Genomic DNA, 22,560 nt, shown 5'->3' on the forward strand with positions numbered 1-22,560 from the left:
TTTTTCTTGGCACTTTTTCTGGATGATGAAACAATCTCTGGGAGCATTTCAACTGCTACCCTGTTGGGGAAAACAAGATGCTGAAAGATAGCAGAGGACTTGACATTACAACAGATTCACGAGAAGCGGTCAGCGCAATTAACGGCTTTATTGATTGCTCACTTCGATATGGACGGGATGCAGAAGTATTGATTCTTCAAGCAGTCAAAGCTGATCCTACTTGCGCGATCGCAAATGCTTATGTGGCTGCCTACTACCTTTCTCAAGAAAACATTGCGGCACGAAGACAGGCAGTTTTCTACCTCAAAGTCGCTACACAGAACTTGGGTCGGGTGAGTGAACGAGAGCGGCTTTATATCAATGCGATCGCTGCCTGGGCAAAAGGAGCCATCTGTCAGGCAATCGACTATCACGAAACGATCGCTCAACAGTTTCCTCAAGATCTCATCTCAGTCCAGCAAGGACAATATCACTACTTTTATCAGGGTAACGAATTAGGTTTACTTCAAATTGCTGAAACCGTGTTGCCTGAAAATCAGGAAGACTCCTACTTACTCAGCATGGTTGCATTTGGCTTAGAGCAGTGCGGTCGATTGCCCCAGGCAGAGGAACTAGGACGACGGGCAGTTGTTCTAAACCGTGACAATCCCTGGGCACATCATGCAGTAGCTCATATCATGGAAGCCGAAGGACGAGTAGACGAGGGCATTGTTTGGATGGAAGGTCTAGCCCCTACCTGGGAAAACTGCAACTCTATGTTGTACACCCACAATTGGCTCCATATAGCGCTTTTCTATCTGACAAAGGTCGATTTGCAAATGGTCATTGCGCTCTACCACCACAAAATTTGGAATCGCGCTCAGAAAGACTCTCCCAAAGATCAAGTGACTGCGATTTCGCTGCTAGTAAGACTAGAGATCATGTTAGTGCGGCTAGAAATGAGAAGAGACGCTGTAGAAGATTTTTGGAAAGAGCTAGTCCCTTACTTGCTGCCACGCATTCACGAACACACATTGCCTCTCCATGATTTGCACTATGTGTATGCGTTGGCGAGAACGGGGCAGGTTGAGCAGGTTAACGAAATGTTGGCGAGTATGGCAAATCATGCTCAAAAGCTTGAATCACGTCAGCGAGGATTGTGGACTGAGATCATTATTCCTGCTGCCGAAGGAATGGCTGCTCACGCAAGCAGAGATATGCATGGCACGATCGCTTATTTCAAACCTATCTTGTCATCTCTTTGGGCGATCGGGGGTAGCTCGACTCAACGGCATCTGTTTAAGCAGATCTACCTGGATGCTCTACAACGAAATCAGCAGCAGGATGACTTTTCACATCGTTTCTTCATAAGCGTTGAAAAACTGCTCCACCGTAGGAATGCTACTTTGCGCTCAAGCGATTGGAACTGAGAAACTGATAGGCATTGGACTTTCTACATTAGTGCCTTGACAAATCTTTTTGGGTAGGTTGGGCTGAATCTGTCCAAACTCAATGTTTGAGAAGTTTCTGTTGGGTTTCGCTTTGCTCAACACCAACCTACAGAAAATGGGGTTTCAGGAGTTTTGTTTACCAGCCAGGCATTAGTACTTGTAGTGAGTACTTGTAGTGAGCTAATTTGCAACTAGCCGTTTGTATGAAGTCAGTTGCAGTTGCAGATGGGTTTGCCTTCTAGTCTTTAGCAAAATTTTATTGTGTTGAATGAAGTTTTCTATCTCTCACTTTACCCTAAGAGGATTTTAAAAATTGTGTATGAAATAGCGAAGTCGTTTTCTAAACTTTTCAAACATTTCCTAGTTTAATAATCAATTTTGTTTGATCTAAAAACATATTTAGTAGACGCTTTTTTTGTAATTTGCATCATCTGATTAAAGCTTCATGCCTTGATTTGGGTCGATCGCTTAAGAATTTCCGGGAATGTAAGACTTGCTATGTAGGAACCTATCAGTTAGCTAAATGGTGCATTCTCCTCTAAAGCTAAAGGGTCAGGTTATTACATTAGAGTGAGGACTCGTAGGAAATACGGACAACTCAACATCAATCTGGCTACCTACTATTCTCTAGAAGTTTTTTAGTAAAGATATGAAGTTTCTCTCTGCTAGAAGAAGGCTCCGTAGCATTTTACAAGGATCTGTCTGTCTGATGGGCTGGGTGACTTGCCAAGTGCCTCCAGTTCAGGCTGCTACTGTCAATTCAGCAAAGATTACACAGATCCTGGACGGCCCTCACGTTTTTATTCAAAATCGGCAAGTCAAGGTAAACGCAACCGCGAGTCGAGGACAACGCATTCGTACAGGGCGATCGCGGGCACAGCTAAAATTTAACACAGGTGCAGTTGGGCGACTCGCACACAACTCTAGCCTCGTGATTGGTCAATGTGCGCGGTTGCAACATGGCTCAATGCTAGTCAATGGAGCTATCAATGGATGTTCATACTCAGCCGTGGCCGGAGTGCGAGGCACGACCTATCTACTAGAAGTTGATGGCAAAGGAGCCTCGACCATTAAGGTGCTAGAGGGCGAAGTAATGGTAACGCGATCAATGCTTCCCATTAGTCAGGATGAGGATCAGACAGACGCGGAGGCGACTCCTCTACAAGGTAAGTTAGCCGATAGTCGCATTGCCCCAGTTAATCTTAAAGCAGGCGAAAAAGTCCAGCTAAGTGCGGCGGGCTATCCTTCCCAAGTCGAGCGGTTTGAGCAACCAGAGTTTTCAAGGATTGTGACGGGAACCTGGGTCAGAGACTACGAAGAACCGCTGCCCGGAAGTAAAAAGATTCGACAGAGCTATGAAGCGCAATTTCCAGATCAGTCTTTTCCAAAAGTGCAAGCCTGTGGCACTGGCATTCCTGACTCAATTCGGGTTCGCTTTCCAAAAACCTATGATTTCTTGAAGTCAAATATTTGCCCACAATAACCTATGGTAGATGAAAAAGTTAGTCGATCGTGGCGGTTTACTCCAGCGACAGTTGCCCCTCTATTAGTGTGTACTTGGGCACTTTGTAGTGCTGTTACAACTGCCCTAAATCTAGAGCCAGTCAGAGTGATGGAGCTTCAAGCCCAATCTCTATTCTTCCAACTGCGAGGCTCAGTTCGTCAGCCAGACAACATTGTAATTTTGGCGATCGATGATGCCTCTATTGATGATGATTCTCTGCCAGAGGAAGACGCTAGTAAGTCCCAGGCGTTAGAGGCTATTAAATCCTGGCCGTGGCGAAGAACTGCCTATGCTCAAGCGATCGATCGTGTGATGGCCGCCGGAGCGAGCGGGGTCGCAATCGATGTGGTGCTGGATGTACCCAGTCCTTTTCCAGAGGACGATCGCCAGTTGCAAACAACCTTAAAACGTCACGCAGGTCGAGTGACATTAGCCGCAGTTCATGCGCCTTCTTCTTCGACTGGCGGTGGCTTAGAGCAACTACTCTATCCTGATTCAATGTTTCAGACTACCCCAAAATCCATCGGGTTGATCAACTATGAACCTGAAGCCGACGGAAGCCTGAGACGTTTTACAGACAGCTATCTCAACAATCGCATTGATCCAGATCTCCGTCATTCACAAAAAGGTCTAATGTCTTTTAGTCAGGCTAGTTTGCAGTCTGCCAATTTACCTTTTTCTCCAGGCGGAAATCGATACATCTTCTTCTATGGTGGAGAAAGAACGTTTCCAACGATTTCGTTTTGGGAAGTTCTCCACGCTGAAAACTGGGCCAAACTCAAGCAACAGCAGGTCTTCAAAGACAAACTAGTACTGATTGGGCCGACTGCAACCTTACTGCATGACACTCATCTTACCCCTGTGGGAATGCTGTCAGGGGTCGAAATTCATGCCAATGCGATCGCCACGATGCTAGAGAACCGAGCCATCTCAGAAGTAGTTCCTAATCCTCTCTGGCGGGGAGTTTTAATTCTTTTTGGAGTCGGTAGCATCAACCTGATTTTAGGTAAACTATTTAAGCGTTCCACATTAGTTTTTCTGGTTGCCCTGGCTGTTGCAGGTAGTTGGGTTGGGGTCAGTTATCTCTGCTTTGTCTATGGTGGGCTGATTTTACCCGTAATGGCTCCCACGATCGCGATTTGTCTGAGTGGACTGTCTTACCTGAGTACGGGTGCTTTGAGGGATCAGTTTGAAAAACGACGGTTGCGCCGCACTTTGGAGCGCTATGTAGCAGCCCCGATCGTTCAAGAAATTTTAAGCCAGCCTGAAGACTTCCAGGCGCTCTTACAGGGGCGAAAACTCAAGGCAGCCGTCTTATTTTGCGATGTTCGCGGTTTTACAGCCCTGTCTTATCAGCTACCTGCTGACCAGCTCGTTGCTCAACTCAATGCTTACCTGAATGCGATGGTAGAAGCGATTGTCGCAGCTAGAGGCACGATCGACAAGTTTATTGGGGATGCAGTCATGGCAGAGTTTGGCTCCCCAGTTTCTCAGGGCGAAAAGAATGATGCGATGAGTGCCATTCGAGCGGCTTTAGCAATGCGACGGGCACTGTTGCAACTACAATTTCGATGGCGCAAGCAAGGTAAAGTCTTGTTTCATCATGGGATTGGAATCAGCTATGGGGAGGTGATCGCAGGCAATATTGGCTCTCTACAGCGGATGGAGTACACCGTGATTGGGGATGCTGTCAATGTTGCCAGCCGAGTTCAAGGGCTAACCAAAGAGAATGGAACAGATATCTTAATTACCGAAGCACTGTATAAACTAGTCAAGAATGAGGTCGAAGCTGTGTTTATGGGCGAGTGCCGTCTACGCGGAAGGGAAGCCCATCCAGTCCTCCTTTATTCTCTAATTGGGCTAAAGGGCGGGGATCAGAAACTCTATCGGCAAGTCCAAGCAGAACTACACTCTACCCTGGAGTCGAAAGGAGACAAACAAATTGCAGGAGATCTCGATCGTGAAGTCAATCACCTGTAGTGCTGTCGTTACCTGTGCTGTTATTAACTCGGCAGTTGTTTGTTGTTCACGATCGTAGGTTAATTGAGATCTTACACCTCTCGCAATAACCGTCCTGAAATCAATCTCCGGCTAATAGCCAAAGTCCTCTGAAGAAGACTCGGCAAGCGTTTTAACCTATTGAAATGGGTTGGGCTATGAGCCAGGAACTTCAGTTCTTGGCGGTTGTTGCGAGAGATGCAAGATTTAAGTTAACGAATTCTGACAAATCCCGCTTTAGAAATTAGCTCTTGACCCTCACTCGTCAGTAGCATGTGAGCATAGGCTTCGCCAGCCTGCTGGTCGGTCTGACCATCTTGTTTAACAATCACAAATAGTTGGCGAGTAATGGGATACTCACCCGCTTTAAACGCCTCCGCATTTAACTGATTTTTCTGCTTGAAACAGGTTTCTGCGGGAACCAAGGGTTCTTGATAAGGAGACACAAAATTGTTTGACTCCTGGGCAATGGGTAAGGCTCTCACTCCACATTGGGAGACGATCTCTGGCGCTGAAGCATAATAAATGCCACCAGGATCAGTGGACACCTTTTGTAAGCCCGCTGTTGTGTTGTCAACGTAGCGCACATTGTTTCCCAAAAAGCTACCACCCAACACATTTTTGACAAAAAACTCCACGGTTCCACTATCGGCAGCAGGACGCGAGTAAGGTATGATTGCTCGATTTGGGCCGCCTACTTGCTGCCAGTTGGTAATCTTGCCCGTGTAAATGCCTTGAATTTGGCTCAGGTTTAATCCTGGAATGGAAAGACTGGGATGAACGGCGATCGCAATGCCTTCTAGCGCCACGGGAATTTGGTTCAGGCTAAAGCCTCGCAGTTGTGCTTGCTGATACTCCTGTTCTTCTAGAGGTCTGGAGGATTGAGAAAAGGCAAGCTGCCCTTCTAGTAGCATCCGAATTCCCGTACCGGAACCAGCCGTAGCATTAACGGGATGGGTGTAGCGTAGCCGAAACTCTGGGTGTGAAGCTTGGAGAATCGGGTCTACCTCGCGTCGGATATGTGCCCAAGTTGTGCTGCCACCGTAGTTAAACAGTCCAGGCGGTACTTTTTGGATTTGTCCAAAGCTAGGAGGGTGAGAAAGGTCAACACTGGGTGTTAGTTCAACGCTAGGAACTGGTTCAGCACCAGGAGTGACTTCAACACTAGGCGTTGACTCGGATGGCTGCGGTTCCTGTGTGGGAACTGGAGAAGACCCAAACTCCTGAGTTGAAGGTGAGATCATTTGAGAAGGCAGCGAAGATAGCAGCGCATTGGCCATCAGAACGGTGAAACCAACTGCTACCAACCCTCTTACAGAGACTAAACGCTTCAGGAACATCTTTAAAGAAGCTCGAAGCTCGGTTGGCTGTATTTCCGAAGCGGGACTATTGGGTGATCGTTCAGCAGTGCCCCCTGTTTGAGAAGAACCACCATCCGTAGATTGCCGTTGAGCCGATCTCTCGGAGCTTGAGCTTGGGAAATACAAAGGTTTCTTGCTGAAATGTACTGGTTCTAAAGGGTCTTTTGCTGGCATTAACAGCAATGGTTTGAACGGCAGGCTGCCTGCCTCAGAGCTTGTGGGTGATTCAGGCGAGTACTCAGGAAAATAGTCAGACAGAGTGTGCAGTGCTGCCAGGGCCTCATTAGCAGTAGGGTAGCGCTCCCGGAAGTCGTAGCGAACCATGCAATCTAACAGATTAACGAGCGCTTCACAGACGGGCGTTCCCTCCTCACACCACCGAAATTCATGGGTGTATGGGTCTTTCTTGAGATGCTTAGGACGAATACCCGTTAATGCTTGAATCGCCACCATGCCGATCGCATAGATATCACTACTAAAATGAGGCTCACCTGCGAGTTGTTCGTTTGCTGTGTAGCCTTGAGTCCCGATCGAAACGGTTAGGTCAGTTTTTCCAGATTTTGCGTCGGCAACTCCCAGACTGACCTGTTTAACTGCCCCAAAATCAATCAAAATAATTCTGCCATCCGATTGACGGCAAATTAGATTAGAGGGCTTGATGTCTCGGTGAATCACGCCTTGCCGATGGACAAAGGCCAGCACGTTCAGGCTGTCTCTTAGCAAAGTCATCACTTCTGCTTCTGTCCAAAGCTGATGATCGACTAGCAATTGATTGAGTGTCTCACCCTCAACTAATTCTTGGGCAAGATAAAACTTGTGATCCTCTTCAAAGTGGGCTAGTAATCGGGGAATTTGATCATGGTTGCCCAACAGATAAAGCACCTTTGCCTCAGTGTCAAACAATCGTCGGGCAGTCTGCAAGTCTTGTTCGGTCTCGAAGTGGGGCTTAAGTTGTTTGATCACACAGCGAGGACAGTTCGGTAGGTGAAGATCTTCAGCAATAAAGGTCTGACTAAAGCCTCCCATTCCTAACTGTTGGACAACTTTGTAGCGTCCGCCCAGAGGTTTCTCCAGGCTGGGTAACTGTGGTGATTCCGAATCGGAATTGATTGCCTCCATGTGCTCACCCCAATGAGACTATGTATTAGTTTGTGTTGATCGAGCTATGTCGAAGCAGAGAATTAAGGTTGCTAAATCACGATTTGACGGCGATCTCTCAAAATTGTGAAGTCATGAGAGAATCTGCTGATTTGAAGCGATCGCTTTTTGTTTCCCTTTTAAGCTGCCCTACAATACGCTGACATACAAAGTGGGGCAAACCTGGGACAAAGCTGCAAGTTTCTCAATAATTTTAAGTCGCGCCATCCTGGGTATATCGCTTTAGCTTACAGCCAGTTCCCCAACAGGACAAAAGCAGACCAAAACCGGGGATGGCTATACTTTCCTTGCAAGAGGCTAAGTTGAGCGCGACGGAGGGCTTCTGCTTTTGTTAACCCGGTCTTTAGCCCTTGATAAAATTGCCCCATTAATAAAGCCGTTGATTCATCATCTACTAGCCATAATGATGCCAGTGTACTGCGTGCCCCTGCTCGTACTGCGACTCCGGCCAGACCCAAAGTAGCGCGATCGTCTCCATCTGCGGTTTCGCAAGCACTGAGTACTAATAGCTCAAGCGTATTAAACGCGCTCTGATCGCGTGCTTGAAGTAAATTGTCTAATTGATTAACGGTAATCGGCTGATCCCAAGCCAAAATAAACGTTTCAGAAGACTGGGAACTAAACTGACCGTGAGTAGCAATGTGAACTACTGGAAACAGCGACGATTTTAATTTATTGGCGAGTGCTTTACTAGTAAACGCTTGATTTAGCAGTACTTCTGTAGAGATTTTGGACTGAATTTGTTCGAGTTCGAGTTTGACAAATTCTAATGGCTCAAAATTGGGGCGAGGTTCGGTTAGTCCAGCCGTCAGCGCCGTCAGCTTTATGGAGGCTAGAGGCTTAGGCTCAAACAAGCTCAACCCTGGAGTCAGAACAACGTTGTACTTTTCTACGAGATACTGACTGCCCGTGTAAAGCGCTGACACCGGAATATTGCGTAGGGCACCATCTAAGACAAACACTAATGTATTGACTCCACTGCTAGCCAAGAGTGCTTCAGCAGGTTGAATGACCCAGTTGTAAACCTGTTGCGAGAGCGGCTGAATGTCTTGTTTGGAGGTATAAGGGAGAACTAGATTTTGGCGAAGACGCTTGACAAGAGTTTCGACTTGAGACAGCGGTACGATCGTGGAGTAGTGACGCAGCGCTTGCCCCGGAAGTGAGAGAATCACCTCTACTCGATCGTTGAGCAAAATGGGGTAAAAAACGGCTGCCTTATCATCAATAAAATCAATCTGTTGTACAGGATCTAAACAAGCTGAACGAAAGTAATTTTCTAATTCTGCAAGCTGAAGGTCTTCAATGACTCGACGAGCTTGTTGCAAATTTTCAGAACTAGCATTGGGTTGAACGAGCAATTCGACCAGCTCTCGATAAATTGGCTCTACGCCTTCTCTAAAAGAAAACTGCACTTCAGGATTGGTTGCCAACAGGTCTCTACGAATAGATTGCAGCGTTTTTACGGCTTCACTATAAGCCGCGATCGCTCCCACCTTTTGATTACCTGCCAGTCCTTGTTGTTTCAGAATACGCCCTAGTTGCCACTGCCAGCGATAAGTAATCTCTGATGCATTGCTAGCTTGAGCCAGAGTCAGGGCTTTTTGAGTGAGATCTTTGGCCTCTGCCAACTGTTGTGTTTGTTCATACAGGTTAGCGAGTTGCCCTAGTGCGTAAGATTCTGCCCTGGGGTCTTGCAGCGTCTTTGCTTGTTGGATGGCGGTTGCTAAAAGTTGAGCGATCGTCCGAGGTGTAACCAGTGGTGACTTAGAAATGCCTGTTTTTTGGCTGCTTTGCTGCTCTAGAATTTTCATCAAGCTAGTTGCAAAATTGACCTGAGCATAAATTGCGCCCCGGCTAGGAACCAGATTTGCTAACTGTGGCTCAATTTGAATCACCAAGGCTTGAGCTTGCTCCCACTGTCTCGTTTCTAGAAGTAGGCTTAACTGATTCAATTGGACTCTAAGTTTAGCGATCGCCGTCGGTGCTGAGGTGACTGCTTGCTGATAAAAGCTCAATGCTGCTGAAGGATTTTGCAAAGCTCTCAGGGTGTTTCCTAGATTAAACAAGGTCTCGCTAGGATTGATGGGCGGGGTGAGCTGTTGGGCGATCGCTAGACTTTGCTTGAGAGCTTCCTGAGACTCACTCAAGTTGCCTGTGACTTGTAGCACTGTACCCAAACTTTTTAGCCCTAAAGCTTTTAGCAGAGAGTTTGGCTGAGTTTGCAAACGGTCGTTGATCTCTTTGAGCAACATTTGAGCGCGGCGATACAGTCCCAATGTTTGTAAGGCTTGAGCCTGGTTGATTTGGCTTCCGATCGTCCCAGCACTATCTTTCACTTGAGCATAGGTTTTTTCTGCTTGCCGCCAAGTTTCTAGTGCAGCTTCGGGTTGCCCCATTGCGAGTTGAATGCTGCCTTGGGTGTTGAGGACTTGAGCCAAAACAACAATCTCTGATTCCTTTAAGCTGGTTTGAGGACTCAAAGAATCCAGACTTTGAGCGATCGACTGTTTGGCTTGATCCCATGCGCCTAGTTTCTGATAAGCCAGCGATAGATAACTAAGGCTCAAGGCTTGATTGAGTCGATCCTTTTGAGCAACCTGGACGGCTTGCTGCCAGACTGCTGCCGCCTCTGCAAATCGTCCTGCCTGGTAGAGTGCTTGTCCTTGTTCTAAAAAGTTTGGAGATGCGACAGATTGAGCGATCGAATTAGCGAAAGGCTCAGTCGAAAAGGCTACCCGATCAAAAGCAACCACCGAAGTTCCAGTGATCACAAAAAACGTTAGGACTGCCAACCACAGACTAGCGCGAACTGACTGGAGCCGCGATCGTACCTGCTGCCAACAATCCCGCCAATGAAATCTAGTCATTACTCTGTAGAACTTGCACACTGGACTGATGACTGCTGAGATGGGTCAGAGGTCGATTGAGGAAGCTGAGAGACAAGCGTCACTTCACCCCTGGCATTCATTATCCATCCTCTGGCCTCTACGATCGCGGCTTGAGGCTTAGGAGGCACGTATCGTCCCGATTTTTGGCTTCTGGCTTCTGGCTTCTGACGCTCACGCCCAGTCAGGCGCAGATCTTCCCACACTGTCCCGTCTCTGAGAATTTGAGCAGGGGTTTCTGGGAGTCCGCCGCGTCCGGTGATCACAAATTCATTTCCACCTGATCCCCGACAAACTGCGGCAACTTGCGTGCTGCGATCGACGACATCGCTGGGCAATTCGACGAGTCCTTGTCCAGGGTCAACCTCCAATGTATTGAGTTCTACGACTCCATTAAACTCAGCTCCTAATGCAGAAGAGGCTGTGATGTCACTTTCGGTAGTCGGTTGTTCTCGAAACTGTGTACCCAAGACGCTTCTAGCGTTAATCACGACTCGTCCCCCAAAGCTTTGTTGAGCATTAGCAGTGATGTCACTATTCTCAAAAGCTGCCAAAATGTCTGTGTTGAGTGTGATATTTCCCCCCGTTGCCGTCTCCTGAGCATTGGTCGTGATCATACTCGCTCGACGCAACAAGAGGGTGCCCGATCGCACCGTGATGTTTCCTCGCTCCCCTGCTGCCGCGTCCGCTGTGAGAATACCTTGCTGGTCAAGCAATACAAAGCTGGCATTCACATTCAGGTTTCCGGCTGCTCCTTGCCCTGCGGGGATATCTGGGTTGCGGCTAGAGAAGTTACTGACACTAATCGTTGCCCCATCTCTGACGACTAGCCGATTAGTCGAAACGGTCAAGTCGCCCCCGTTGCCTGTGCCCTCGATCGCGCTCGAAAATAAGCCGCTGCGCCCCAGTGCTGTCGAGCCAGCCAGCTCTACTGATTCAGAAGCTCTGATGGTCAGGTCGCCTGCATTGCCCGATCCCCCGGTTGCTGTGGCGATCTGCCCTCCGTCAATCAGCCGCAGGCGATCAGTGGTAATCGTCAACTGCCCCCCATTGCCAATGGCTCTAGATGCAGCAACCAAGCCACTCGAACCAATGGGCGAGATGCCAATCGCTTCCACATCCTTTGCTCGAACTGTTAATGATCCAGCATCCCCATCTCCAAACGTACTCGTTGAGACCTGTGCCCCATTCGTGATGTGCAAGCGATCGGTGGTGATCCCTAAGTCACCGCCCTTGCCTGTGGCTCCGTTCTCGACATTCGCAAACAAACCGCTTGTAAAACCTTCTGGTGAAATACCAATTAGTTCTACTACAGTTGCCTGAACCGTCAAATCTCCGGCATCTCCAAACCCAAACGTACTCGCGGCAACCTGTGCCCCATTAGCGATTCGCAAGCGATTAGTTTCGATTGTCAGATTCCCCCCCTTGCCTGTAGCAAGAGTTTCTACTGGGGCAAACAACCCACTAGGGGCAATGGGTGAACTTCCGATGATTTCCACATCTTGAGCTGCAACCCTCAATGAACCTGCATCTCCAGCGCCAAAAGTCCCACTGGATACTTGACCGCCATTGGCAATCAGTAAGCGCCTCGCGGCGATCGTCAAATTTCCACCCTGCCCGCTCGCACCCGGAGCAACATCTGTGGATAAACGGCTGACAAACGGTACACCCGCAGGCGGAAAGGAAAAGCCACTCACTTGCACTGAGTCTGTTGCTGTGAGTCTGAGGGTTCCACCTGTGCCATTGCCCAGGGTGTCTACCATCATTGCCGAGGCATCTGTGAGACTGATGTTGCGTCCCTGCACTCCGATACTGCCGCCACGGTTGCCACTGGCTTCGATCGAAGCTGCTTGAGAGAGCCGAATATCTTGGAAGTGCCTAATGTTACTGTAGTCAAGTTGCCAGCCGGGATTCGTTGGTGTGAGTATCACCGTTCCTGCTTCGCCCACACTACCGAGTTCGATTCGCCCACTTGCGGCAGTTAGATTGCCTCCCTCCAGGGTGACATCTCCCCCTATCAGCGCCAGCGTTTGCCCAGAATTGACTTGTAGACCAGGCGGGCGATCGTTCCGATTTACGGAGGGGTCAGTCGGTGAATTTAGAAACAAGTTGTTCCCGACTCCCTGTACTCGAATCTCCCTCGGTGTCGCTCCATACTGCAAGCCAGCGGGGATACTGACCGTCAGCAAGGGTGACCCAGACGGGTTGACAGCACTAAACTCGCTACCATCCGCAAATCTAATGCTGTTAGCTGTACTTCCAACAAAAGATCCTCCCAAGTTTAGGACAGCATTGGGGCCAAAAAGAATGCCGTTGGGGTTAAGCAGAAACAGATTGGCGCTACCGTTTGCTCGAATCAGACCATCAATGTTAGAAACAGAGGTTCCAGTCACTCGGCTGATAATGTTTTCAACGGCGATCGCCTGATTAAAAAAGGCTGTGCCACCCGTTGGCAGAGAAAATTGCTCAAAACTATGAAACAAGTTACTCCCAGCAGTCGTTCCCCCTGTAATCTCAAAGATGCTACTACCAGGAGTGACCACCGAATTGTTAAGTAGAGTGGTATCGGGCACAACTTGAGCAAAAGCATTTCCCCATATTCCTAGCAGCGAATAGAATAGGGGCCACCAGACGATGTAGTGAACCCAACCTTGCGATCGAACCCAGCGCTTTGGGGAATTGCCCATCATTGGATCACCCGCTTTTGACTCCGACGCTTAAGTAGACGACGCACCCCCAATAAGCCACCCCCAATAATCAGTCCCCCGATCGTAGAAGGTTCTGGTACAGCAGTTTTTTCAGGCTGATCAGTCCCTGATCCGGAGACTTCTTGCCACAAAAAGTGTTGATATGCCGTATCCTGCCAAAAACCACTACTGCTAGAGGCACGCCAATCATAAACTCTACTTTGCTCAATCATGGCCTGTACTTCTTGAGTGCGATCTTGAGACAAAAGTGAGGCTGCTTCGGCGGGGTTTGCGTCGAGCCACTCGACCGTTTTACCGATGCGCTGGGCCAGTCGTAGCTTTGCCTGACTCTGGAGCGTCGCCAGATTGGTTTCGCCCGGTTGCAGATTCCAGCCGATCGCATCCAACAGCTTACGATCGAGTCCTGAAATGCTTCTGCGCTCTCCCGATCGCAGCACGGGATCTAAAATGCCTAGAGGATTGTCCTGTTGTTTCCAATGGCTGGCTTGATTGCCGTCGCCTCCTAAGCTAGTGTCATCGCCTGTTGAGAAGTAGCCCAGCACAGTCTTGCCGCCGTCAGTCGAAAAGTAAGGCTTGCCCCCCACCGACATATCAATCCACGAGTCACCCGATCCAGCCTGTTTGACGCTCTCTGCCGAAAAGCGAAATAGATCGAGCGGAGTCGCATTGTCTAATTTGCCATTTAAGGTGGCATAAAAGTCACTTTGATGGCTTGAGTCATACTGAGTCTTTTGAGTCAGCCAGCCAGCCTTATCGACCCCACTGACAACGCCCAGGTGATGAGTCAGTTCATGGATTCCTACACTGAGATAGTCCATTGTGCCTTTAGAAACATTGCCGCCAACAAAGTCATAGTTCCAGGAAACTGGCTTGTTGGTCAGCTTGTTCATCAGCGTGTAGCCGTCCAGCGCTTTGTCATTGCCTGCAATCATGCCCACTGCCTTGGCATTGGCACGGGTCATCTTGAGGGCATAGTTATTGTCAACTTTGAAACCATCGATCAGCGCAGTAAACTTGTCTGCATCGTCTTGCTGGTTGTTGAAGATAAACTGATCATCGGCTGACGTGCGATCGCCTGCCAGTCGATTTCTCCAAGTTTCATAGGGCTGTTCTGCCCGCATCCCTGGAAGTGCGCCGCCCACCACACTCGATGGTAATTGATCAGTAACTTCCATGTGGATGTTAATCGTTGCATTGTCTGATAAATGACTTGCCCAAATACCCCCTGCCATTTCAAAGCCAAGCATTTGCTCTAGCGAAGTCCCAGGCGCATAGGTAAAGTTGAAATTTGCTGCCTGAGCGGGGGTATTGTTCCCGACGATCGCAACGGACGCGATCGCAGACATCACAAGCTGACGAATGACTGAGCGAGACTCAGCCCGGTTTGAGGAATTGTTGGGGTACATAGTCACGATGGATAGTACACAAGGAGTAGGATACAAGACGCTGAAATCATACTTCCAAGTGAGTGAACAACTCTGGATTGGAACACACCCGATCCCTTCGCCCTCGTGGGGAATGCCGAAACTAGCCGATACTCGCCGATACTCTCAGTGGCAGACAGTCAGTGGCAGAGCAGCCAAACCTTCTTTAACCTACACCGTGTAGCCTGAAAACTTCTGTTTGATCCCTTTCTAAACCAGGGTGGCAGACTGAGCCACCTTTTACAATCACCAGACTAAACTACAAACATCCTGTTCGCAATATCTACAAGGCACCTACTCCAGCAACCCACGTTCACCCAAAACAACATCTTTGATGATAGCTGATGATAACTTTAGTACGAGTAGAAGACTAACAATTAAATAACATTTGCTCAATGTCCTTGAAGCCTTGCAGAAGAGGTAGTGTTTGAAATACCCTGCTCAGGACACTTCGATAAGTGACACATTTTGAACGACGTATCTTCTCCTGGTTTTGTTCCTACGCCAGGGGCAATCGCACTTGAAAACGGCTCCCTACCCCAACCTGGCTATTTACTGTGATCTCTCCTTTATGTTGTTTGGCGATCGTTTGGGCGATCGCGAGTCCGAGTCCAAAGCCATCTTGCTCTTGCGATCGAGCTTGATCAGCTCGCCAAAACCGCTGAAAGATAAACGGCGAGTACTCAGAGGGAATCCCAATGCCAGTATCTTCTACAGAGACAACCACACTCTGCCCGGACTGCTTCATCGAAACTACCACTTTTCCTCCGGCTTCAGTATACTTCAGCGCATTCTCTAGAAGATTAGAAAATAGACGATCCAGGGGTGTAGAGCTTCCTTTGACAGGCAAGTTAGGCAGCAATTGATCCTGAAAATCAATGCCTTTAGCTTGAGCTTGAGATATAAAGCGTTCTATCAATGCTTTGAGCAATTGATCCAGATAAATAGTACCTTTTTCTTGCTTATTGGGAGGGTGAGTAGCATCAGTCCGAGCTAAAAACAGCACATCGTCAATCAAACATCTCATTTGCTCAGTTGCGCTGGCGATCGTCTCCAGTTTCTTTACGTCTGCGGGTTTGAGTTGTTCTGGATGGCTCAACATAATCTCAGTGGCAATACCAATTCGAGTGAGAGGATTGCGTAACTCATGGGAAGCATCCGCAGCAAATCGAGTCAGTCGCTGAAAGCTAATTCTCATGGGTTTTACTGCCTGCTCGGTGAGATATAGACTACTAATACTGGCCAGCAGCAAAGCGATAATTCCTCCCAATCCCAGTCCTAGTCGCAACTGACTTAATGAAGCCTCAAAGCGTTGATTGGATTGGCTTGCCCGCAAGTAGCCCTGTAGTTGCAGCGTTTTTTTATCTGGAGTATTGGTGTAAACCGCGATCGTCATGATTCGCAAATCTGCTTGAGATTCGACTATCGGCGTATTGACGTGGGACGAAGACGTAAAATGTTTGGCTAAGGGAACCGTGGGAAACTGGCTCCCCTCTTTTGCCAGAAGTTTGCCATCGGCGGTAAACCATTCCAAACTCTGCTCCCGGTTAGAAAAGAGATCGTGCCAGGGAAGGTCTTTATCTAAGCTTTTGCTTCCACGAGCTTTAACCGTCTCAATACTTGGCGCGGCCGCCTGAACTAGCGTTAGCAACTGACTGTTTATCTGTTGATTCCGGTTCTCGTAGAAGAAGAAGTAGACGGCGATCGCCGAAACTCCAAAAATTGTAGTCATTGCCACAACATAAGCCAGCAGCAAACGCCAGTGAATATCTCTAAAGGTCTGACTGGGAACCCGATTTGAGGCGGTAACCCAGACCATACACTGTTTCAATGAAGTCATCAACGGCTCCAACCCCTTTTAGTTTTTGTCTCAAACGTTTGATGAGAGCTTTGACTGCATCTTCTTCGGGAGGATCTTCAAAAGACCAGAGGTTTTCCATGATCTCGCTGCGGCTCAACACCCGGCAACCATGACGCAAGAAAAGCTCTAACAATCGATATTCTTTGGGTGTCAGCTTCAAGGATTGCGCTTTGTAATTAGCTTCTGTTGTGTTGGGATCAAGGCACAAGTTTTCCCACTTTAAAACGGGGGGTAGAGAAGGGCTTCCTCGACGCACTAAGGCTCGAATTCGGGCTAGTAGCTCCTGTAGCTTGTAAGGCTTTGCCACGTAGTCATCTGCTCCTGCATCTAGCCCAGCTACCTGATCGGTGGTGGTATCGCGGGCAGTCAGCATGAGAATTGGCATGTGATATTTCTGAGAACGTAATTGATGACAAAGATTGATGCCGTCTAACTTGGGGAGTGTCACATCTAGCATGAGCAAGTCGTAATCAAATGTCTTTACGTAGTCCCATGCTTCATGACCATCACCCGCAATATCAACAACATAATGCTGGTCAGTCAGAACCTCTTCAAGAAGTTCAGTAATGTGCTGATCATCGTCAACTAATAAAAGTCTCATAGGCGGCCAGTTAACCTGAACTCAACAGTAATAATCGACGGAATTTTGCCAAGAAAGTTTCAGAAATTCATCTCTTCATTCTGTCTTCATGCTATTAGTTTTGGAACAGAACGATCGCCTCAAATATTAAGACAATCGAAAACTTCTCAAGATAATAGCCTCTCATCATCGTCAAATTTTCGTAGTGATCGAACCTGGTTATCTCAATAGATAAAAACTACTTCAAAAGGTCAAAGATGAATGTTGAAAATCTCATTAGATGACTTTGTAGCTGCACAAATCACGACGATAAGCTCTGAAAAGCTTACTTATCAGACTTAAAGCTACCGTTTTGTATTCCTAGAAACCCTCAACAATTGAAATAACTGGTAAGAAACTTTGTCATTGCTCTTACTACAAATTACTGTAAGATAAATGCTTGAAATCATTTTTTACTTCAGGACAATTTCTAAATTGACTAACTAGAATTTGCCATAAACTCTAGAAAATTTTGCCCTAAATATTGTGCCAGGTTCTCCACAAAGTTTTTTAGAATGAGACTTTCAACTACTCATCTAAACTGAAAAACAAACTGATGAAAATCAGTGGTAAAAGCCCTTTTGTTTTTGACTAATCTCAGAGTTTTAGTTAGAATGCAAATCCCTAATGGTTCACCGTAGGATTCAAAGATCTTGCCTCTCAAGTGCCGCACAGAAAGAGCGATCGCCCTCATAGTTCTGAAAACCTTAAATCTGAAAGTTTTGGTCTGAGAATTTTGGTCTGAGAATTTTGGTACCGCATTGTTGTTGATCTCTCCAAAAATCATTCAGAGTGGTTTTTTGAATTAAGGGCAACAAAAAAGTACTTGTTCAACCTCGCATCGATCGCTTTCAGGCTGCCAACATCTGCCGAACTTCCTATCTAGGCTTCAGGTTCCAGAGCTTAAAAATTATGCAATTTGTTACAAAACTACACAATTATGACTTGAACGATCGCCAGCCAAACTTTGAAGATATCCTCCAGGGAAAACTAGACTATGCTCTATTGTTAAGTTCTGTGACAAAATGCCTAACTTTTTACGGGTCAGCGGGAATAGCAAATAGAGGTTCAGATGATGAACGCTCAGTCCCCAAGATACTCAGGTCTCGTTGGCTTGCTAAATTACATGAACACAGCTACCCGTCTATCTACTCGGTCGATCGCACGTTCCCTACCAGAAGCTTCTACGCCAGTCTCCGATTCTCCGCCCAAGAGGAGATCAAACAGAACAGGGCTTCATTCACTTTTCACCGTCAGCCAGACTTACTTGAGCAGCCTCGTGAGGATAAGGTAAGCGTTTACTTGAACCTTGTAAGTTTCTAGCCCTGGTTTCTAGCCCCAAATTAGTGTTAGGTATAAGAGGCTGAAACTTCTGGAGCTAAAAAAATTCTCTAGTCGAAGACGTACTGGTTTTACTCAGATAAATGCCACTTCACCAGACTAAAAGTAGCATCTACCATGACAGCCCTGATGTTGAGATGTCCCTACCGTTCTAGAGAAGCGAGGAGAATTAGATGGTGAATGAGCGCTTTCAGGGTGCCTCACCGAATGATGATCTAGATCAGCGGCTTCAACAGCAAGCCAAGGAAGCTCAAAAACACCCATCGCAAAGTTCTCAACGACAAATCGCACTCAATCGACTCGTCAACGAGATTCTCAAATCGGGTCGGTTGGGGCATCCTCAGAGACATTTATGGTCTGCGAGTCTTTATGAAGATCTTTACAATGAAGCTCTCCAAAAAACCTTGATTGAGACTTGTCAAAAAATTGACAGTTACAATCCAGATCATCCTGTGTTGGCGTGGGTCAACTTCCGGTTAAACTTTCAATTTATCGATGTCGTCAATGACTACAGAAAGCAAGGGATCACCCAGATTCCCAAGTCAGACAAGACAGAACAAATTGCTTACCTTCCCTCATTAGATGACTTAGATAATCTGGTCTCACCCGAAGAAACGCTTTCGGCTAGTCAACTTCTGCAACAGTTTCTGGAAGATGACCCAGACAACCTTCTTCAAAAGCAGCGGTTGAGAGAACGTCCAGAAGTCACGTTTCAGTCGCTGGCGTGGGCCCGATTTGTAGAAGGTCAGACCTGGTTAGAAATTGCCATCAGCTTGAATGTATCCGTTCAAACCCTGTGTTCTTTTTTTAACCGTCAGCTAAAAGACTTGATGCCCTATTTCAGGAAATATCTAAAAGATACGTAGAGAGATAAAGAGAGAGATAAAGAATGAGTCCAACCGTTGAGCCTTTGATTTTTACAGTGCCATTGTCGTTTGAGGCGCATACGATCGCCCAACAGTACCAAAAACGGCAGTTCACCTCCCTGAAAGCTAAACAGGTCTATCTCAACACTCTGGCGGTCTATGCCGTAGACTTTTATTTGCGTTGTTTGGAATTTGAAGTGGACGTAGCCCGGAGTGATAGCCGCAACCCAACCTTTGTGAAAATGATGGACATTGCGGATTTGTGGGTCAAACAGCTCGGTAGGCTAGAGTGTCGTCCAGTTTTGCCCAATGCACAGATGATGCAGATTCCTCATGATGTGGGATCAGACCGAGTGGGATATGTCGCGGTGCAAATGAGCCAGACCCTGAAAGAAGCCACGCTACTGGGATTTACGCAAACAGCACAGTTAGAAGTGCCTTTCAATCAGTTGCGATCGCTCTCAGAGTTTCCCGATTATCTCCATCAGTTGCGGCAAGCTCCCATCACCTCGGCTGCTATCAACTTGAGAAGCTGGTTTGAGGGCGTTTTTGAGACAGGTTGGCAGACCCTAGAAGCCGTTTTGGACAGCGACAAGCTAGATTTGGTGTCGGTTAGGAGTATGACGCTACTAAAAACTGAGACTAAACGCGCTAAGTTAGTTGACTTTGGAATGCAGTTGGGTGATCAGTCAGTCGCTCTGTCGCTGGGTCTTAATACAAACATTGATGGAACGATCGGGGTTCTAGTACAGCTTTTTCCGGGTAGTGGCAGCCCTCGTCTATCGTCTAATCTTAAGCTGATCATGCTGTCTGAAGCGGGAGAGATCCTTCAGGAAGTTTGTTCTAGAGGACATGATAACTACATCCAACTAAGATCTTTTAAAGGATTACCGGGTGATTGCTTTAGCATTCAGGTAGCCTGTGATCATGTTAGGGTAACTGAGGATTTTGTTCTCTAACTGCTTATGGATAGATGGGAATGAGTAAGTTAGTTGTCATCAACCTGGGTTCTGGCGATCTGCAAAGCGGTTGTCCCAATATCACGGCTCAGATTTCACAGACTGTTGGCGATTTGTCTGGCGACGCTGCCAACGATCGCTATGCAACTAAATGCACAGGTAGTTTGCCTCCTGCTCCAGAGATTGATCAGCTTTATCGACACTGGCGGCTACTTTATCGCGAGTTTTATCGTGAACGCAGCGCTCCGCCGACCCGTGCCATTACGATCGAGCCAGGTGGGGTGACTCACTTTTCTGAAATTGAGTTTAGTGATCTATCGCGGCGCTTAAAGCTTCAGCTCAATGCCTGGCTTAACTCGGAGTCGTTTTTGTCAATCGATCGCAAATTGAGCCGGGAGCTAGACCCGGCCGATGAGGTGCGCGTGGTGATCGAAACAAACGATGATGCGCTGCGGCGGCTCCCCTGGCACTTGTGGAATTTTTTTGAGGATTATCCGGCGGCGGAAGTTGCCTTGAGTGTGCAGGAGTATGGGCGAGTTAATGTTCAATCGCAGACTCCGATCGGGACAGTCAGGATCTTAGCCGTTTTGGGAAATCACGAGGGGATCGACCTTCAGGCAGACCGCAAGCTACTAGAAGCGGTGCCAGGAGCAATGCCAGTGTTTTTAGAAGAGCCGAATCACTGGGAGCTAGACGAACACCTCTGGGATCAAAAAGGCTGGGATATCCTGTTTTTTGCGGGGCATAGTCAGACTGAGGAAGACACTGGGCGGATTTACATCAACGCGACAGATAGTTTGACGCTAAAGCAGCTCAGAAATGCGCTCAGAAAAGCCATTAGTCGCGGCTTGAAGCTGGTGATTTTCAATTCTTGTGATGGGTTGGGGTTGGCGCAGTCGCTGGCAGATTTGCACATTCCGCAAGTGATTGTGATGCGAGAGCTTGTGCCGGATGTGGTTTCTCAAGAATTTTTCAAGCACTTTCTAACGACCTTTTCACAGGGGCAATCGCTGTATGGGGCAGTGCGAGAAGCACGAGAAAGGCTGGAGAAGCTAGAAGAAGACTGTCCCTGTGCGACTTGGCTTCCTGTGATTTGCCAGAATCCTAGTGAAGAACCGACTACCTGGCAAGCGCTGTGTGGCTCTCTGACGATCGATCGCGCCCCTTCTCGCAAACAGCGTCTGCAAACCTTGCTAGTGGTCAGTGCGATCGTCACTGCGGCGGTGATGGGAGTACGACAGCTAGGCGTTTTACAAAACTGGGAATTGCAGGCGTTTGATCACATGATGAAGCTCAGACCTGCTGAACCGCCCGACCCTCGCCTTTTGATTGTCACCGTGACTGAGAAAGATGTTCAGAACCAAAATCCTCAAGAAAGACGTGGTTCATCACTCTCCGATCGGGCACTGGCTCAACTGCTAGAGAAACTCCAATCTCATCAGCCACGAGTCATTGGGTTAGACATCTACCGCGATTTTGCGATCACTCAAAACTACGCAAACCTGAAAGCCAATCTTCAAAATGAAAACCTGATCGAGATTTGCGAAGTTGGAGACACTGGTACGCGCTCTGGAACTAGACATCCTCCTGGCGTTTCTGAGGATCGCTTGAGCTTTAGTGACTTTCCGATCGACCCGGATGGTGTGGTGCGTCGTCAACTTTTGGCAATGGCACCAAACCCAAACTCGCTCTGTGTGACTGACACCTCTTTTAGCTTTCGGGTGGCTCAGTTGTATCTGATGGATCAAAACATTCAAGCTGAACGCGATTCTCAAGGGGAAGTCAGAATTGGCGACACCCGATTTAAGCAGCTTGAATCTCAAACAGGTGGCTACCAAACGTTAGATGACTTAGGCTACCAGGTATTGCTCAATTACCGCTCCTCCAATCCGATCGCTTCACAAATCACGCTCACTGATCTCATAAACGCATCAGACACCGAACTTTCTAAGCTAATTAACGATCGCATTGTTTTGATTGGCACTACTGCCCAGAGCTTTAAAGATTACTCTCCGACTCCCTACAGTTCGGGGCAGGGATCTGAGCAGATGCCAGGGGTGATGATTCATGCTCATATGGTGAGTCAGATTCTGAGTGCAGTGATGGATCAGCGTCCGTTGTTGTGGTGGTTGCCGCCGTGGGGAATTACCCTCTGGGTGGGGGGATGGTCTCTAGTGGGAGGCATTCTAGTTTTGTCTATACGATCGCCCCTTCATCTGGGGCTGGCAAGCAGTGTCGCTTTGGGCACTTTATCGGCTGGCTGCTTTATTCTTTTGCTCAGAGGTGGATGGATGCCAATCATTCCAGCCGCAGTGAGCTTAGTCGCGACAGGGGGCAGTGTGGTCGCTTACACCATCTACCAAAATCGAAATTTGCAATCACAAGTTCGCAGTTAACAAGAAGATGGCTATGACTAGAAAGACCATGACGAGAAACTTGTTCAGAA

General features: G+C 47.8%; 13 protein-coding genes. 7 read left to right on the forward strand and 6 right to left on the reverse strand.

The genetic code is table 11. From position 1 onward, the window contains the following. Positions 1 to 77: 77 nt before the first annotated feature. The 3 genes from ACKFKH_RS08595 (at position 78) to ACKFKH_RS08605 (ending at position 4,914) form a co-directional block, all read left to right on the forward strand. Complete coding sequence (locus tag ACKFKH_RS08595; protein ID WP_446857849.1) at positions 78 to 1,409, forward strand: tetratricopeptide repeat protein; 1,332 nt, start codon at positions 78 to 80, stop codon at positions 1,407 to 1,409. 670 nt (positions 1,410 to 2,079) lie between these two features. After that, positions 2,080 to 2,913, forward strand: a complete 834-nt coding sequence (locus tag ACKFKH_RS08600) for a hypothetical protein (RefSeq protein WP_446857850.1) — start codon at positions 2,080 to 2,082, stop codon at positions 2,911 to 2,913. Between the two features lie 3 nt (positions 2,914 to 2,916). After that, the gene (locus tag ACKFKH_RS08605) at positions 2,917 to 4,914 is read left to right on the forward strand and encodes a CHASE2 domain-containing protein (RefSeq protein WP_446857851.1); all 1,998 of its coding nucleotides are present in this window, start codon (positions 2,917 to 2,919) and stop codon (positions 4,912 to 4,914) included. Between the two features lie 230 nt (positions 4,915 to 5,144). Here ACKFKH_RS08605 and ACKFKH_RS08610 read toward each other — a convergent pair whose 3' ends face one another. The 4 genes from ACKFKH_RS08610 to ACKFKH_RS08625 all read right to left on the reverse strand — a co-directional run bounded on the left by ACKFKH_RS08610 (position 5,145) and on the right by ACKFKH_RS08625 (position 14,450). Next, entirely contained in the window at positions 5,145 to 7,412 is a 2,268-nt protein-coding gene (locus ACKFKH_RS08610) for a protein kinase domain-containing protein (protein WP_446857852.1), read from the reverse strand. Positions 7,413 to 7,678: 266 nt separating this feature from the next. Continuing rightward, entirely contained in the window at positions 7,679 to 10,318 is a 2,640-nt protein-coding gene (locus ACKFKH_RS08615) for a CHAT domain-containing protein (RefSeq protein WP_446857853.1), read from the reverse strand. After that, positions 10,318 to 13,026 carry a two-partner secretion domain-containing protein gene (locus ACKFKH_RS08620; RefSeq protein ID WP_446857854.1) on the reverse strand — a complete coding sequence of 903 codons (2,709 nt, stop codon included), beginning with the start codon at positions 13,024 to 13,026 and terminating at the stop codon, positions 10,318 to 10,320. The genes ACKFKH_RS08615 and ACKFKH_RS08620 overlap by 1 nt, the downstream gene beginning before the upstream one ends. Next, on the reverse strand, positions 13,023 to 14,450 hold the full coding sequence (locus tag ACKFKH_RS08625) for an NF038122 family metalloprotease (RefSeq protein ID WP_446857855.1): 1,428 nt from the start codon (positions 14,448 to 14,450) through the stop codon (positions 13,023 to 13,025). Before ACKFKH_RS08625 ends, ACKFKH_RS08620 begins: the two co-directional genes overlap by 4 nt. Before the next feature lie 7 nt (positions 14,451 to 14,457). On the opposite strand from ACKFKH_RS08625, the gene ACKFKH_RS08630 reads away from it, so the two are divergent. Continuing rightward, positions 14,458 to 14,652, forward strand: a complete 195-nt coding sequence (locus tag ACKFKH_RS08630) for a hypothetical protein (RefSeq protein WP_446857856.1) — start codon at positions 14,458 to 14,460, stop codon at positions 14,650 to 14,652. A 315-nt stretch (positions 14,653 to 14,967) separates the two neighbouring features. Here the strand turns inward: ACKFKH_RS08630 and ACKFKH_RS08635 are convergent, their stop codons facing one another. Both ACKFKH_RS08635 and ACKFKH_RS08640 read right to left on the reverse strand, forming a co-directional pair. Then, positions 14,968 to 16,308 carry a sensor histidine kinase gene (locus ACKFKH_RS08635; RefSeq protein WP_446857857.1) on the reverse strand — a complete coding sequence of 447 codons (1,341 nt, stop codon included), beginning with the start codon at positions 16,306 to 16,308 and terminating at the stop codon, positions 14,968 to 14,970. After that, entirely contained in the window at positions 16,241 to 16,930 is a 690-nt protein-coding gene (locus ACKFKH_RS08640; protein WP_446857858.1) for a response regulator transcription factor, read from the reverse strand. Before ACKFKH_RS08640 ends, ACKFKH_RS08635 begins: the two co-directional genes overlap by 68 nt. Positions 16,931 to 18,462: 1,532 nt before the next feature. Between ACKFKH_RS08640 and ACKFKH_RS08645 the strand changes: the two genes are divergently transcribed. From ACKFKH_RS08645 to ACKFKH_RS08655, 3 genes are read left to right on the forward strand one after another with little or no spacing between them, the layout of a single operon-like run. Beyond that, positions 18,463 to 19,155: a hypothetical protein gene (locus ACKFKH_RS08645; RefSeq protein ID WP_446857859.1), complete on the forward strand. Its 693-nt coding sequence runs from the start codon at positions 18,463 to 18,465 to the stop codon at positions 19,153 to 19,155. Between the two features lie 23 nt (positions 19,156 to 19,178). Next, entirely contained in the window at positions 19,179 to 20,114 is a 936-nt protein-coding gene (locus ACKFKH_RS08650; protein ID WP_446857860.1) for a DUF1822 family protein, read from the forward strand. Between the two features lie 20 nt (positions 20,115 to 20,134). Continuing rightward, a complete protein-coding gene (locus tag ACKFKH_RS08655; RefSeq protein WP_446857861.1) occupies positions 20,135 to 22,510 on the forward strand; it encodes a CHASE2 domain-containing protein in 2,376 nt (791 codons plus the stop codon). Positions 22,511 to 22,560 lie beyond the last annotated feature (50 nt).

The organism is Phormidesmis sp. 146-20 (genome assembly GCF_052939475.1).